Origin of the sequence: Paraburkholderia sp. (assembly GCF_036488505.1) — a bacterium.
Classification (GTDB): Bacteria; Pseudomonadota; Gammaproteobacteria; order Burkholderiales; family Burkholderiaceae; genus Paraburkholderia.
On the sequence record NZ_DASXHN010000406.1, the window covers coordinates 1 to 14,206 of the forward strand.

Below are 14,206 nucleotides of genomic sequence, written 5' to 3' on the forward strand. Positions count from 1 at the left end.
CGTTGTTGCTGATGGCGACCGGTATCGGCGTGTGGGTACGGCCCCTTCTGCCCGAGGAGCACAAGGCGCACGAGACCGTGCAGCTGGTCCAGCTCGTGATTGGCATGCTTGTCACGTTCGCCGCGCTGGTGCTTGGCCTGATGACGGCATCGGCGAAATCGAGCTTCGACACCGCGTCCAACGATGTGCGCAGCTATGCGGCCGAGCTGATCGAATTCGACACGACATTGCGTGAGCTCGGTGCGGGCGCCGACGAATCGCGGCGGCTGCTCAGCCAGTACACCGCGGCGGCGATCGCGTCGACATGGCCCAGGGAGCCGGCGCCGAGCGGCGACTATCCGCGCGACCTGGGACCGCCCGGCACGCCGGAGAGACTCGAAAACGTGCGGCTGGGCGACATGCTGACCTTGGTGGGGCGGCAGTTGAGCGAATTGCGCCCGCCCGATCCGCTGCAGCAACGCGCGCTCGACGATGCGCTGTCGAGATACCGGCGGGTCGTCGATGCGCGTTGGAAAATCATCGAGGAAGCGCACAGTTCGATTTCGCAGCCGTTCTTCAAGACGCTGACGTTCTGGCTCGGCGTGATCTTTTTGAGCTTTGGGTTGATCGCGCCGCGCAACGCGCTGGCGCTGGTGACGATCATGCTCGGAGCGGTGTCGATTGCTTCGGCAATCTATGTGATTGTCGATCTCGATTCACCATTTACCGGGCCGATCGTGATTTCGAGCATGCCGCTCAGAGATACGTTGGCGCATTTGCGGCGGTGAATCGGTAACGAATGCCGTTGCGGCATGGCAAAGCAATGGTCGACAAAAAAGCCCGCGTCCTGGTGGAGGCGGGCCTTCATGTTTTGACCGGCAAAAACGGATGGAAGGATTAGAACGGGATATCGTCATCCATCTCGTCGAACCCACCGCCAGCCGGCGCGCTTGGACGGCTCGCGCCGCCACCACCGCCGCTGCCGCCACGAGAGCCGCCGCCCGACGACATCGCACGGCCGCCGCCGCCACCACCACCGCCACCGCCACCACTACGCTCGGACGGCTCGCCGCGGCTATAGCCGCCTTCATCGCCGCCCATCGACGCGCCGCCACGGCCGCCGAGCATCTGCATCTGTTCCGCGACGATTTCGGTCGAGTAACGATCGGTGCCGTCCTGAGCCTGCCACTTGCGGGTGCGGATGCGCCCTTCCAGATAAACGGACGAGCCTTTTTTCAGGTATTCGGAAACGATCTCCGCAAGGCGGCCGAAGAACGCAACGCGATGCCACTCGGTGGCTTCCTTCATTTCGCCCGATGCCTTGTCCTTATAGCGGTCCGTCGTTGCAAGGCGGATGTTCGCCACTGCGTCGCCGCTCGGAAGATAACGGACTTCCGGATCGGCTCCGAGGTTGCCGACGAGAATAACCTTGTTCACGGATGCCATGAATTTCTCCTGTTGATTCCATTGCCGGCGGCGCGGCACTGCGGTTCGTGTCTCATGGCCGGCAGGCCTTGGACCAGGAAGCGCCTCTGCCCGCCGCCGGGTGAGTTCTGGATGACCGGGGCCCTGCCCCCAACTGCGCCGCGTTATGCCTTACGCGGCGGCTGTTTCATCTTCGCGGCGATTATAAGCCAGCAGAACACCAGCCCCGAACAGGCAAAAAACACCGCGCTTTGCCCATCTGCTTTCAGCAGCCAGCCGCCGATCATCCCGCCCATTGCAAGACCGATCGACTGGGTCGTGTTGTAGACGCCGGCCGCCGCGCCCTTGCGGGTACCGGGCGCCAGTTTCGAGACCAGCGAAGGCTGCGACGCCTCGAGAATGTTGAAGCCCAGAAAGTAGACAAACAGGATCGCCGCCACACTCAGAATGGTATGCGCGGTCACGCCCAACAACAACTGACCGATCAGGATAAGACCGATCGCCGACAGCAGCACGATCTTCATCTTGCCGCGCTTTTCCGCGGCGATGATCGCCGGCACCATCATCACGAACGACAGGCCCATCACCGGCAGATACACCTTCCAGTGCGACGCGACGGGGAGGCCGCCCGCTTCGAGAATGCGCGGCACGACGAGGAACAACGCGGTTTGCGTCGCGTGCAGCACCAGCACGCCGAAGTTCAACCGCAGCAGTTCGACGTTGTGCAGCACTTCGGCGAACGGCGCGCGCACATGCACCGGCTTCGGCGCATCGGGCACGACCCACAGCACGATGCCAACCGCCAGAATCGCGAACACGCCGACCAGCGTGAAGAGGCCGCTCATGCCGAGCCACTGGAACACGATCGGCGCACCGACGATCGCGACCGCGAACGATATGCCAATGCTGCCGCCGACCATCGCCATCGCCTTGGTGCGATGTTCCTCGGACGTGAGATCGGCGATGAACGCGATCACCGCCGACGACACCGCGCCCATCCCCTGAATCACCCGGCCGACGATGATCCACGTCATGTCGTGCGCGCCCGCCGCGACGAAGCTGCCCAGCGCGAAGATCAGCAGGCCCGTCGCGATGACCGGCTTGCGGCCGATCTTGTCGGAGATCCAGCCGTAGAAGATATAGAGCATCGACTGCGTGACGCCGTACGCGCCGAGCGCCACACCGACGAGCAGCACGTTCTCGCCGCCGGGGATGGTCTTCGCGTAGACCGAGAACACCGGCATGATCATGAACAGACCCAGCATGCGCAACGCGAAGATGGCGGCAAGCGACACGGTCGCGCGCAGTTCGGGCGCGCTCATGCGTGTGGAGACGGCGGATGGATTGGACATCGGAAGCGTTGTCTGAATGAGCTGTGCGGCGCGCGGTGCGGCGCGCCCGAGGGGACAGCCATGGCCGTCAGGACAGGCGGCGCGGGAGAGCGGGCACCCCGGGCGACGACAGGGCGGCGGCTTCGTGGCGCCGGAATCTGCCGCACGCCACCCGCACTCACGACACCTTGTACTTGCGGAAAACGGCCCCAGTTGGACCACTTCCCCGCGGCGTCGAACCGCCGTCTTTGAACCTGCCCAGAGCTTGCCCTCGCGCGTTGTTCCTGCTGTCAGGAAGGCGTAACGGCGGTCTGGAAAAGTCGTTATAGTAGCAGGTTTGGCCTCCTCCTCTTTCCGCAGTTCATGGAATAAATCCGTGGAACAAATCCGTATTCGTGGGGCTCGCACCCACAACCTGAAGAACGTCAATCTCGACTTACCGCGTCACAAGCTCGTTGTAATTACGGGGCTTTCCGGCTCCGGTAAATCGTCGCTGGCGTTCGACACGCTCTATGCGGAAGGACAGCGGCGCTACGTCGAAAGTCTGTCCGCCTACGCCCGCCAGTTCCTGCAACTGATGGAAAAGCCGGACGTCGATCTGATCGAAGGGCTGTCGCCCGCCATTTCGATCGAACAGAAAGCCACCTCGCACAATCCGCGCTCGACGGTCGGCACCGTCACCGAAATCCACGACTACCTGCGTTTGCTGTTCGCGCGGGTCGGCACGCCGTATTGCCCGGACCACGAAATTCCGCTCGAAGCGCAAAGCGTGTCGCAGATGGTTGACGCGGCGCTCGCGCTGCCGGAGGAAACCCGCCTGATGATCCTTGCGCCCGTCGTGGCGGACCGCAAGGGCGAGCACACCGAACTGTTCGAGGACATGCAGGCGCAGGGTTTTATCCGTTTTCGCGTGCGCTCGGGCGGCGGCACCGCCAACGAAGGCACCGCGAAAATCCATGACGTCGACTCGCTGCCGAAGCTGAAGAAGAACGACAAGCACACGATCGACGTCGTGGTGGACCGTCTGCGGGTGCGTCCGGACATGAAGCAGCGCCTCGCCGAATCGTTCGAAACGGCGCTGCGTCTCGCCGACGGCCGTGCGATCGCGCTCGAAATGGATACGGACAGGGAGCACCTGTTCAGCTCGAAGTTTGCCTGCCCGATCTGCTCGTATTCGCTGCAGGAACTCGAACCGCGCCTGTTCTCGTTCAACAACCCGATGGGCGCGTGCCCGGAGTGCGACGGCCTCGGCCAGATCACGTTCTTCGATCCGAAGCGGGTGATCGCGCATCCGTCGCTGTCGCTGGCGGCGGGCGCGGTAAAGGGCTGGGACCGGCGCAACCAGTTCTACTTCCAGATGCTGCAGAGCCTCGCGGCGTTCTACGAGTTCGATATCGATACCGCCGTCGAGGATCTGCCGGAGAAAGTCCGCAAGATCCTGCTGTACGGCTCGGGCAAGCAGGAGATTCCGTTCTCGTACATCAACGAGCGCGGCCGCACGTCGGTGCGCGAGCACGTGTTCGAAGGGATCATCCCGAATCTGGAGCGGCGCTACCGCGAGACCGATTCGTCCGCGGTGCGCGAGGAACTCGCGAAGTATCAGAACAACCAGTCGTGTCCGGCCTGCGCGGGCACGCGGCTGCGCCGCGAAGCGCGTTTCGTGCGCGTCGGCATGGACGGCGACGCGCGCGGCATCTATGAGATCAGCGGCTGGCCGTTGCGTGACGCGCTCGGCTACTTCCAGACACTGCGCCTCGAAGGGTCGAAGCGCGAGATCGCCGATAAGGTGGTGAAGGAAATCGTCGCGCGTCTGATGTTCCTGAATAACGTCGGGCTGGATTACCTGTCGCTCGAACGCAGCGCGGAAACGCTGTCGGGCGGTGAAGCGCAGCGCATCCGGCTCGCGTCGCAGATCGGCTCGGGCTTGACCGGCGTGATGTACGTGCTCGACGAACCGTCGATCGGTCTGCATCAGCGCGACAACGACCGGCTGATTTCGACGCTCAAGCACCTGCGTGATCTCGGCAATTCGGTGATCGTCGTCGAGCACGACGAGGACATGATCCGCATGGCCGACTACGTGGTCGACATGGGCCCGGGCGCGGGCGAGCACGGCGGCATGGTGATCGCCGAGGGCACGCCGAAAGAGGTGCAGAAGAGCGCCGCGTCGCTGACCGGCCAGTACATGTCCGGTGCGCGCACGATCGAGTTTCCCGATGAGCGCAAGGACCCCGACGAGCGGCGCCTGCGCATCGTCGAGGCGCACGGCAACAATCTGCGCAATGTCACGTTGGATCTGCCGGTCGGCCTGCTCACCTGCGTGACCGGCGTGTCTGGCTCGGGCAAGTCGACGCTGATCAACGACACGCTGTATCACGCGGTCGCGCATCACCTGTATGGCTCGGCCGCGGAGCCGGCGCCGTACGAATCGATCGAGGGCCTCGAACACTTCGACAAGGTGATCAACGTCGACCAGTCGCCGATCGGCCGCACGCCACGCTCGAATCCGGCCACCTATACGGGCCTTTTCACGCCGATCCGCGAGCTGTTTTCGGGGGTGCCGGCGGCCAAGGAACGCGGCTACGATCCGGGCCGCTTCTCGTTCAACGTGAAGGGCGGGCGCTGCGAATCCTGCCAGGGCGACGGCGTGCTGAAGGTCGAAATGCACTTCCTGCCGGACGTATACGTGCCGTGCGACGTCTGCCACGGCAAGCGCTACAACCGCGAAACGCTCGACGTCCAGTACAAAGGCAAGAACATCAGCGAAGTGCTCGACATGACGGTCGAACACTCGTACGAGTTCTTCAAGGCGGTGCCGGTCATCGCGCGCAAGCTCAAAACCTTGCTGGACGTGGGTCTGGGCTATATCCGGCTCGGCCAGTCGGCCACCACGCTGTCGGGCGGCGAGGCGCAGCGGGTCAAGCTGTCGCTGGAACTGAGCAAGCGCGACACCGGTCGCACGCTATATATCCTTGACGAACCGACCACGGGGCTGCATTTTCACGACATCGCGCTGCTGCTCGAGGTGATCCACCGGTTGCGCGACCAGGGTAATACCGTCGTGATCATCGAACATAATCTCGATGTAATTAAGACCGCCGACTGGGTCATCGACCTCGGACCGGAAGGCGGCGCCGGCGGCGGGCAGATCATCGCTCAAGGCACGCCGGAGCAGATTGCGAAGTCGAAGGCAAGTTTTACCGGCAAATATCTGGCGCCGTTGTTGAAACGCGCCGCCGCCATCAAGTAACGCTGCACTACAGAGGTTGGAGACGGGATAAGCCATGGCCAAGCGGAATCAGGCGCGCGAAGAAGAGCTGGTGCAGGACCTGCGCCCGCGCCCGGTCAGGCTGACCAGCGACATGAGTCTGCCGAAGTTGTCGGCGGTCGAGATCGGCAGCTATGTGGTGACGTTGTTCGGCATGTGGGCGGTGATCCAACTGCATCTGCTGGGCGCGCTGCTTGCCGGGCTGCTGGTGTTTCAGCTCGTGCACATGATCGCGCCGCGCATCGAGCGTCACATGTCGAGCAAGCGGGCGCGCTGGCTGGCGGTAGTGTTCCTGTCGGCGGTGATCGTCGGCGCGTTGACCGGCATCACGCTCGGCATCCTGTCGCGCATCGAGAACGATGTGCCGAGCGTGCAGAATCTGCTCGATCAGGCGATGCAACTGATCGACGAGGCGCGCGGGCGGATTCCGCAATTCGTCGCCAGCTATCTGCCGGTCGACACCGAGCAGATGAAAGCGCGCGCTGCCGAACTGATGCAGACCCACGCGAACATGCTGCAGCAGGGCGGCACCACCGCGGCGCGCGGGTTCACCCACGTGCTGCTGGGCATGGTCATTGGCGCGATCATCGCGGTCGGCGCGCAGACCCAGGTGCAGCGGCTACCGTTGTCCACCGCGTTCGTCACGCGCGTCACGCGTTTCGCCGACGCATTCCGCCGCATCGTGTTCGCGCAGGTAAAAATCTCCGCGCTCAACACGGCCTTCACGGCGATCTTCCTGCTGGTGATCCTGCCGGCCTTCCACGACACGCTGCCGCTGTCGAAAACGCTGGTGCTCGTCACTTTCATCGTCGGGCTGCTGCCGGTGATCGGCAATCTGATCTCGAACACGATCATCGTCGCGGTCGCGCTGTCGGTGAGCTTTCCGGCGGCGGTCATGTCGCTCGTGTTCCTGATCCTGATTCACAAGCTCGAGTACTTCCTGAATGCGCGAATCGTCGGCGGACAGATCGAGGCACGCGCGTGGGAGTTGCTGATCGCGATGCTCGTGATGGAAGCGGCGTTCGGCATCACCGGGGTGATCGCAGCGCCGATTTTTTATGCGTATATCAAGCGCGAGCTGATTTACTTGCGGCTGGTGTGAGCGTTTTCCGGCTGACGGCCCGGCCGCGGAAGCGAAGCGGCACTACATGGCCGCTTTTGTATGTCTGCCGCATGAGAGCAATTCCCGTTTCATGACGCTTCGGGCAGCGTCCCTCAGCAGTGCGGAGAGAGAAAAACGCGCCGGCCTCGACCGGCGCAATTTGTTAACGGAACACAACCGTCTTGCTGCCGTTCAGCACCACGCGATGCTCGACGTGCCACTTCACCGCGCGCGCGAGCGTCACGCATTCGACGTCACGGCCGATTGCGGTCAGTTGCTCGGGCGTCATGCTGTGGTCCACGCGCTCGACTTCCTGCTCGATGATCGGACCTTCGTCGAGATCGGTCGTTACATAGTGGGCGGTCGCGCCGATCAGCTTCACGCCGCGGTCGAACGCCTGGTAGTACGGCTTAGCACCCTTGAAGCTCGGCAGGAACGAGTGATGGATGTTGATCGCGCGGCCGGCCAGCGCCTCACACAGATCCGGCGACAGAATCTGCATGTAGCGCGCGAGCACGACGAGATCGGCCTGATGCTCGTTGATCACGCCCAGCACGCGTGTTTCCTGGGCGGCCTTCGCATCCGGCGTGCCGCCAGCCAGCGGAAAGTGATGGAACGGAACGTCATAGCTCGCGGCGAGCTGGTAGAACTCCTTGTGGTTCGAAATGATCGCCGCAATCTCGATGTTGAGCTGACCGGTGCGGTAGCGGAACAGCAGGTCGTTCAGGCAGTGGCCGATCTTCGACACCATGATCACGACGCGCGGCTTCACCGACGCGTCGTGCAACTCCCAGCGCATACCGAACTGCTCGGCAAGCGGCGTGAACGACGCGCGCAGCGTGTCGAGGCCCGGATCGCCGCCTACCTGCTGAAAGTGCACCCGCATGAAGAATTCGCCGGTGCCGCTGTCGCCGAACTGCGCGGAGTCGAGAATATTGCTGCCGCGCTCGAATAGAAAACCCGACACGGCGTGAACGATGCCGGGCCGGTCGGCGCATGACAGTTTGAGGATAAAGCTGTGATCGGTCGACATGACCTCGGTGACTCCCTTCTTCAATGCATGGTTTGTTTCAGTTGGGCGCTCGGGTGTGCGCCGCCTGCTTCAGGTGATCAACGGTGTCACCGCGTGCTGAGGCCCGCGTCGTTCCGGCAACCGCCCCGCTCGATCTGCCTTCAGCCCATCGGTGGCGGCGGCGCGAACAACGCATCGATGCCCGCGCACGCGTCCTCATCGATCCAGCGGCGTCGCAGCATGCAATCGAGCGTGGCCAGGCTCGCATCCACCGTCATCGCGCCTTGCTCGATCCAGCTCGCGACTTCGTCGATGCGCGCAAGCCGGTGTTCGCCCACTTCTCCATCCTGATTACTGGGCACGAAGTCAGCGGGCAACGCGAGGTCGTAGATGAAAATCTGCTCGGCTTGCGTGCCTTCCGGCAGCGATTGCAGCACGTGCGCGGTACGGCCAGCGACCGCGCGCGCGGCGATCTCCGCCGCAATACCCGCTTCTTCCCAGCATTCCTTGACGATCGTCTCGCTGACGCCGAAGCCCCAGCCGATCCCGCCCGCGACGACGTTGTCGAGCATGCCCGGGTCGGTCGCCTTGGTGTCGCTACGGCGCGCGATCCACAATTGCGGCGCGCCGCCATCCGCGTATTCTACGACGCCGTTCAGATGCACTGCGTAGGTCATCGTGCCGAAGAAGCGCGACGCCGCGCGTTCGATATACGCGAGCGGCGGCGCATCGAACGCATTGCGGATCGCGTACGTCTCGTTGCGCCAGCCCGGAATGCGGCCCTCCGCGGCAAGCGCGCCGATCGGCGACTCGAGCGCCGCGCTGCGCCGCTCGGCAGTGTCGAATGCGCGCGCAAGTGTCACCTGCGTATCGCCGATCTCGAACACCTCGGGCCAGCGCACGAGCAACGCCACGTCGCGTTCGCGAATCCAGCCGACCTGTTCGGCGCCGATCAGAAACGGCCGATGCGCACTCGCGTCGAAGCGGCGTGCGGCGGTGATGCAAGGCAAAGTCATTGGAAACTCCAAACTGTCCGGCTGCGCGGCGAAGGCGGCGCAGCGAACGCAGTCGTCTGAATAGCGCGCGTCGGTCGTGGGTCGGTCGTGCCCCGGTCGTAGGTCGGCCGCACATCAGTCGCGCAGCGCGACCCGAATCCCGATTGCGATGAACGTTGCGCCGGCCACGCGGTCGAGCCACACGCCCACGCGAGGCCGGCGCCTCAACCAGCTGCCGATGATCCCCGCGCACACGCCGAACAGCGAAAACACCACGACTGTCTGCAGCATGAACAGCACGCCCAGCTCGAGCATCTGCACCGCCACGCTTTGCGTACCGTGCGGCTGCACGAACTGCGGCAGGAACACGACGAAGAACAGCGTGACCTTCGGATTCATCAGGTTGCCGAGCACACTCTGGCGAAACACCGCCGAAAGCGGCTGCGGCGGGCGCTGATGCGCGGTCGCGAGCCCCTGGCTACGCAGCGCCTTGATGCCGATCCACACCAGATAAGCGGCGCCGGCAAGTTTGATCGCCTGGAACGCGAGCGGCGACGACCGCAGCAACGCGGCGACGCCCAGCGCCGCGAGCGTCGTATGAAACGTGATGCCGGCGGCAAAGCCGAGCGCCGCGACGAAGCCAGCCGCGCGGCCCTGTGAGATTCCACGCGCAAGCACCTGGAGATTGTCCGGACCGGGCGCCACGGTGATCGCGATCGATGTGGCGAGAAACAGCAGGAAGTTGGGCATTGTTATGACCTTCTCGTTGGACGGCAGGGAGCTGCTTGTCAGCGTGGGCGTTCAGCGTTCGTGTTAAGCCTTACCTGTCAGCGCTATGTGGCCTGTGAGAACTGGCCGCTCGCGTGGCGAAAAATTCTCCGCTGCGCGCCGCGCGTTGCGACGTGTCCGTCGCGCGTCGCACGCACGACGTGGCGACCAAACCCGCGCAACACCGCGAGCGCCGCACTCCGTTTCCCGCACGGCGCCACACCCGTTCAATGACCGCCGAAACTCGTCACGGTATAGAGCATGAGCCCACCGTCGCGCAACAGCGTCGAACCACCCAGGTCGGGCAAATCGACGATGGCCCCGCCTTCCACGACCAGCGCGCCAAGCCGCTCGAGCAACAGCTTGCCGGCCATCATCGTACCGCCGGTCGCGATCAGATCGTCGATGATCACGATGCGATCGCCCGGCCCGCACGCGTCCTCGTGAATCTCGACGGTCGCGGCGCCGTACTCGAGCTCATACGACTGCGAGATCCGCTTGTAGGGCAGCTTGCCCGCCTTGCGGATCGGAATGAAGCCGACGCTCAACTCGTGCGCGATGATCGGCCCGATGATGAAACCGCGCGCGTCGAGCCCGGCGATGTAATCGAGCTTCGCGCCGATATAGCGCTGCACGAACAGATCGATCAGCACACGCAGCGACTTTGGCTCGCGCAGAAGCGGCGTGATGTCGCGGAACTGCACGCCCGGCTGCGGCCAGTCGGGCACCGTGCGGATATGGCTTCTGATGTAGTCGGCCGCATCGCGCGGCGCGCTCTCGAGCGCGTTGGACATAACGTCTCCGGATGGACCTCGATGGGTCCGGTGAAAAGCTTGAACGAGGCGGGCCCGCTCAAACGGGTTCGCCTTAGTGGCTCGCCCCGGCGGCCACCGGGGTGGCCACCTCAGTGGCTACTTCATGCCGCCGCGGCGCCCGCGCGGCGATGCTTCGACAGCCGTTCCTCGGCTTGCGCCAATTGTTCGGGCAGACCGCGCAGTACGACGATGTCGCTCGCGCGCAATTTCGTGGACGGATCGGGTTCGACGCCGCGGATGCCATGCCGGCGGATGGCGGTCACGTCGACGCCGAGCTCGAACAGGCCGAGTTCGGCGAGCGTGCGGCCCACCGCGTCCGCGCTCGCATCGACCGGGACCGATTGTAGCCGCACCTGTTCGTGGCCGTCGTCGTCATCGATGTCGTCCGCGCCGTGGAAATAGCCGCGCAGCAGCGAATAGCGCTCGTCGCGCATCTCCTCGACGCGCCGCACGACGCGCCGCATCGGCACGCCCATCACGACCAGCGTGTGCGACGCGAGCATCAGACTGCCCTCGACGATCTCCGGGATCACCTCGGTCGCGCCCGCGGCCAGCAGCTTTTCCAGATCGGCGTCGTCGACGGTGCGCACGATCACCGGCAGCGTCGGCTCCATCTCGTGAATGTTGTGTAGCACGCGCAATGCCGACGGCGTGTTCGCGTAGGTAATGGCGATCGCTGCCGCGCGGTGCAGGCCCGCGGCAAGCAGCGACTCACGCCGCCCGGCATCGCCGAATACCACCGATTCGCCGGCCGCCGCGGCAGCGCTGACGCGATCCGGATCGAGGTCGAGCGCGACATACGACAAGCCTTCATGTTCGAGCATGCGCGCGAGGTTCTGCCCGGCCCGGCCGTAACCGCAGATGATCACGTGGCCGCTCTGTTTCAGGCTTTGCGTCGCGATGCGCGTCATCTGCAACGACTGCATCATCCATTCGGTCGACGACAGCCGCAGCACGATGCGATCGGCGTTCTGGATCATGAACGGTGCGGCGAGCATCGACAGCAGCATCGCCGCGAGAATCGCCTGCAACAGCGTCGCGTCGACCAGATGCCGGTCGAGAATCAGGTTCAGCAGCACGAAGCCGAACTCACCCGCCTGCGCGAGACCGATACCCGTACGCATCGCGACGCCGGGGGTCGCGCCGAACACCCGCGCGAGGCCGGTAATCATGACCGCCTTCAGCAGCACCGGGCCGACGAAGAAGCCGAGCACGATGAGCGGGTGCTCCCAGATCACGCGCGGATTCAGCAGCATCCCGGTGGTCACGAAGAACAGCCCGAGCAACACATCGCGAAACGGCTTGATGTCCTCTTCGACCTGGTGCCGGTAGGGCGTCTCGGCGATCAGCATGCCGGCGATGAACGCGCCGAGCGCGAGCGATAGCCCGAACTTATCGGTGATGAACGCGGCGCCGAGCGTGACCAGCAGCAAATTGAGGACGAACAGCTCCTGCGAGCGGCGCCGCGCGACCACGTTGAACCAGCGCGTCATGAAGCTCTGGCCGACGATCAGCAGCAGCGCCAGCGCGATGACGATCTTGATCGCCGCGATGCCGAGCGCGCTGACGAGGTTCTCCGAGCGCCCGCCGAGCGCGGAAATAATGATCAGCAGCGGCACCACCGCGAGATCCTGAAACAGCAGCACACCGAAGATGTTGCGGCCGTGCTCAGTCTCGATTTCGAGCCGCTCCGCGAGCATCTTGCTGACGATCGCAGTGGACGACATCGCGAGCGCGCCGCCGAGTGCGACGCTCGCCTGCCACGTGATATGCACCCAGCGCTCGAGCGCGAAGCCGAGCGACACCGCGACCGCGACCGTGCCGATCACCTGTAGCAGGCCGAGACCGAACACGAGCCGGCGCATCGAGCGCAGCTTGGCCAGCGAGAACTCGAGTCCGATCGAGAACATCAGGAACACGACGCCGAATTCGGCGAGATTCTGCGCGCCCGCCGAATCGGGGATCACGCCGAAAGCATGCGGCCCGACGAGGATGCCGACCGTCAGATAGCCGAGCATCGGCGGCAGGTTCAGAAAGCGAAAGATGACCACGCCCGCCACCGATGCCAGCAGCAGGAACAGCGTCATCTCGAGCGGGGAAATCATCGGCAAAAACGCATGGGTGAAGCGTCCTCGTTCGTCAGCGGAACCACGCACGAAAACGCCCGTGCGACGTGGTTGAGGGGCCGGTAAAAAGCTGCCTGGAAACAGCTGCCGGCAGGCTCAAAAAAAGAGATTGTCGACAGGTTGATGAGGTCAGCGGCGCGGCACAGCAGGCCCGGCGCGGCGAACAGGCGCCTTTGCTATACTCCGCGCATGATAGCGAAAATCAATGGCGACAGGGCACTCACGCTTGCTCGCGACGTGCTTGACATCGAAGCCGACGCCGTGCGCGCGCTTCGCGACCAGCTCGACGACGATTTCGTCGGCGCGGTCGATTTCATCCTGGGTTGCCGCGGGCGCGTGGTCGTCTCCGGCATCGGCAAATCGGGCCACGTGGCCCGCAAGCTCGCAGCGACGCTGGCGAGCACCGGCACCCCCGCATTCTTCGTGCATCCCGCGGAAGCGAGCCACGGCGACCTGGGCATGGTCACCGCCGACGACGTCTTCCTCGCGCTATCGAACTCCGGTGAAACCGAAGAACTGGTGGCGATCCTGCCGCTCATCAAGCGCCTCGGCGCGAAGCTGATCGCGATGACGGGCCGCCCGTCGTCGAGTCTCGCGAAGCTGGCCGACGTGCATCTGAATTCCGCGGTCGCGAAAGAAGCCTGTCCGATGAACCTCGCGCCCACCGCGAGCACCACCGCCGCGCTCGCGCTCGGCGACGCCCTTGCGCTCGCGGTGCTCGATGCGCGCGGCTTCGGCCGCGACGATTTCGCGCGCTCGCATCCGGGCGGCGCGCTCGGCCGGCGCCTGCTCACCTATGTGCGCGACGTGATGCGCACCGGCGACCAGTTGCCGAGAGTGACACCCGAGGCCACCGTCAGCGAGGCGCTGTTCCAGTTGACCGCGAAGCGCATGGGTATGACGTCGGTCGTCGATCACGACGAGCGCGTCGTCGGCATCTTCACCGACGGCGACTTGCGCCGCGTGCTCGAACGCGATGGCGATTTCCGCCAGTTGTCGATCGCCTCGGTGATGACCGCCGGCCCGCGCACGATCGGCCCGGATCATCTGGCGGTCGAAGCGGTGGAATTGATGGAGCGCCATCGCATCAATCAGTTGCTGGTCGTCGACGAAGCGGGCAAGCTGATCGGCGCGCTGAACATGCACGACCTGTTCTCGAAGAAGGTGATCTGATGGCCGTCGCTCCTCCCACCGCTACCGAACGCGCGAGCCGCGTGAAGCTGATGATTTTCGACGTCGACGGCGTGCTGACCGACGGCGGGCTGCTGTTTACGGCGGAAGGCGACACGATGAAGGGTTTCAACTCGATGGACGGCCACGGCATGAAGCTGCTGCGCCAGGCCGGCATCGAAACGGCGATCATCACCGGGCGCAAGTCGGGCATC

11 protein-coding genes and 1 pseudogene are annotated in these 14,206 nt (G+C 64.4%); 5 read left to right on the forward strand and 7 right to left on the reverse strand.

Annotated features, from left to right (window positions below; translation table 11 throughout):
* Window positions 1-2 precede the first annotated feature (2 nt).
* Window positions 3-767, forward strand: a complete 765-nt coding sequence (locus VGH68_RS23655; RefSeq protein ID WP_331606135.1) for a hypothetical protein — start codon at window positions 3-5, stop codon at window positions 765-767.
* A 109-nt stretch (window positions 768-876) separates the two neighbouring features.
* Here the strand turns inward: VGH68_RS23655 and VGH68_RS23660 are convergent, their stop codons facing one another.
* A complete protein-coding gene (locus tag VGH68_RS23660; protein ID WP_331606136.1) occupies window positions 877-1,425 on the reverse strand; it encodes a single-stranded DNA-binding protein in 549 nt (182 codons plus the stop codon).
* 143 nt (window positions 1,426-1,568) lie between these two features.
* On the reverse strand, window positions 1,569-2,756 hold the full coding sequence (locus tag VGH68_RS23665) for an MFS transporter (RefSeq protein ID WP_331606137.1): 1,188 nt from the start codon (window positions 2,754-2,756) through the stop codon (window positions 1,569-1,571).
* A gap of 355 nt (window positions 2,757-3,111) precedes the next feature.
* Here VGH68_RS23665 and uvrA point away from each other — a divergent pair, with 355 nt between their 5' ends.
* Both uvrA and VGH68_RS23675 read left to right on the forward strand, forming a co-directional pair.
* Entirely contained in the window at window positions 3,112-5,985 is a 2,874-nt protein-coding gene (uvrA, locus tag VGH68_RS23670) for an excinuclease ABC subunit UvrA (protein ID WP_331606138.1), read from the forward strand.
* Between the two features lie 34 nt (window positions 5,986-6,019).
* Window positions 6,020-7,105 (forward strand): AI-2E family transporter, encoded by a 1,086-nt coding sequence (locus tag VGH68_RS23675; protein WP_331606139.1) that lies wholly within the window; start codon window positions 6,020-6,022, stop codon window positions 7,103-7,105.
* A 163-nt stretch (window positions 7,106-7,268) separates the two neighbouring features.
* Here the strand turns inward: VGH68_RS23675 and purU are convergent, their stop codons facing one another.
* From purU to VGH68_RS23700, 5 genes are all read right to left on the reverse strand, one after another.
* Window positions 7,269-8,138 (reverse strand): formyltetrahydrofolate deformylase, encoded by an 870-nt coding sequence (purU, locus tag VGH68_RS23680; protein WP_331606140.1) that lies wholly within the window; start codon window positions 8,136-8,138, stop codon window positions 7,269-7,271.
* Window positions 8,139-8,278: 140 nt separating this feature from the next.
* Window positions 8,279-9,133, reverse strand: a complete 855-nt coding sequence (locus VGH68_RS23685; protein WP_331606141.1) for an NUDIX hydrolase — start codon at window positions 9,131-9,133, stop codon at window positions 8,279-8,281.
* A gap of 114 nt (window positions 9,134-9,247) precedes the next feature.
* Complete coding sequence (locus tag VGH68_RS23690) at window positions 9,248-9,862, reverse strand: LysE family translocator (protein WP_331606142.1); 615 nt, start codon at window positions 9,860-9,862, stop codon at window positions 9,248-9,250.
* Between the two features lie 245 nt (window positions 9,863-10,107).
* Entirely contained in the window at window positions 10,108-10,674 is a 567-nt protein-coding gene (locus tag VGH68_RS23695; protein WP_331606143.1) for an adenine phosphoribosyltransferase, read from the reverse strand.
* Window positions 10,675-10,796: 122 nt separating this feature from the next.
* Complete coding sequence (locus VGH68_RS23700) at window positions 10,797-12,800, reverse strand: cation:proton antiporter (RefSeq protein ID WP_331606144.1); 2,004 nt, start codon at window positions 12,798-12,800, stop codon at window positions 10,797-10,799.
* 210 nt (window positions 12,801-13,010) lie between these two features.
* Here VGH68_RS23700 and kdsD point away from each other — a divergent pair, with 210 nt between their 5' ends.
* Window positions 13,011-13,994: an arabinose 5-phosphate isomerase KdsD gene (kdsD, locus tag VGH68_RS23705; RefSeq protein ID WP_331606145.1), complete on the forward strand. Its 984-nt coding sequence runs from the start codon at window positions 13,011-13,013 to the stop codon at window positions 13,992-13,994.
* Window positions 13,994-14,206 (forward strand): annotated as a pseudogene (locus VGH68_RS23710) (3-deoxy-D-manno-octulosonate 8-phosphate phosphatase); the annotation flags it as partial. The gene kdsD and the pseudogene VGH68_RS23710, both read left to right, overlap by 1 nt.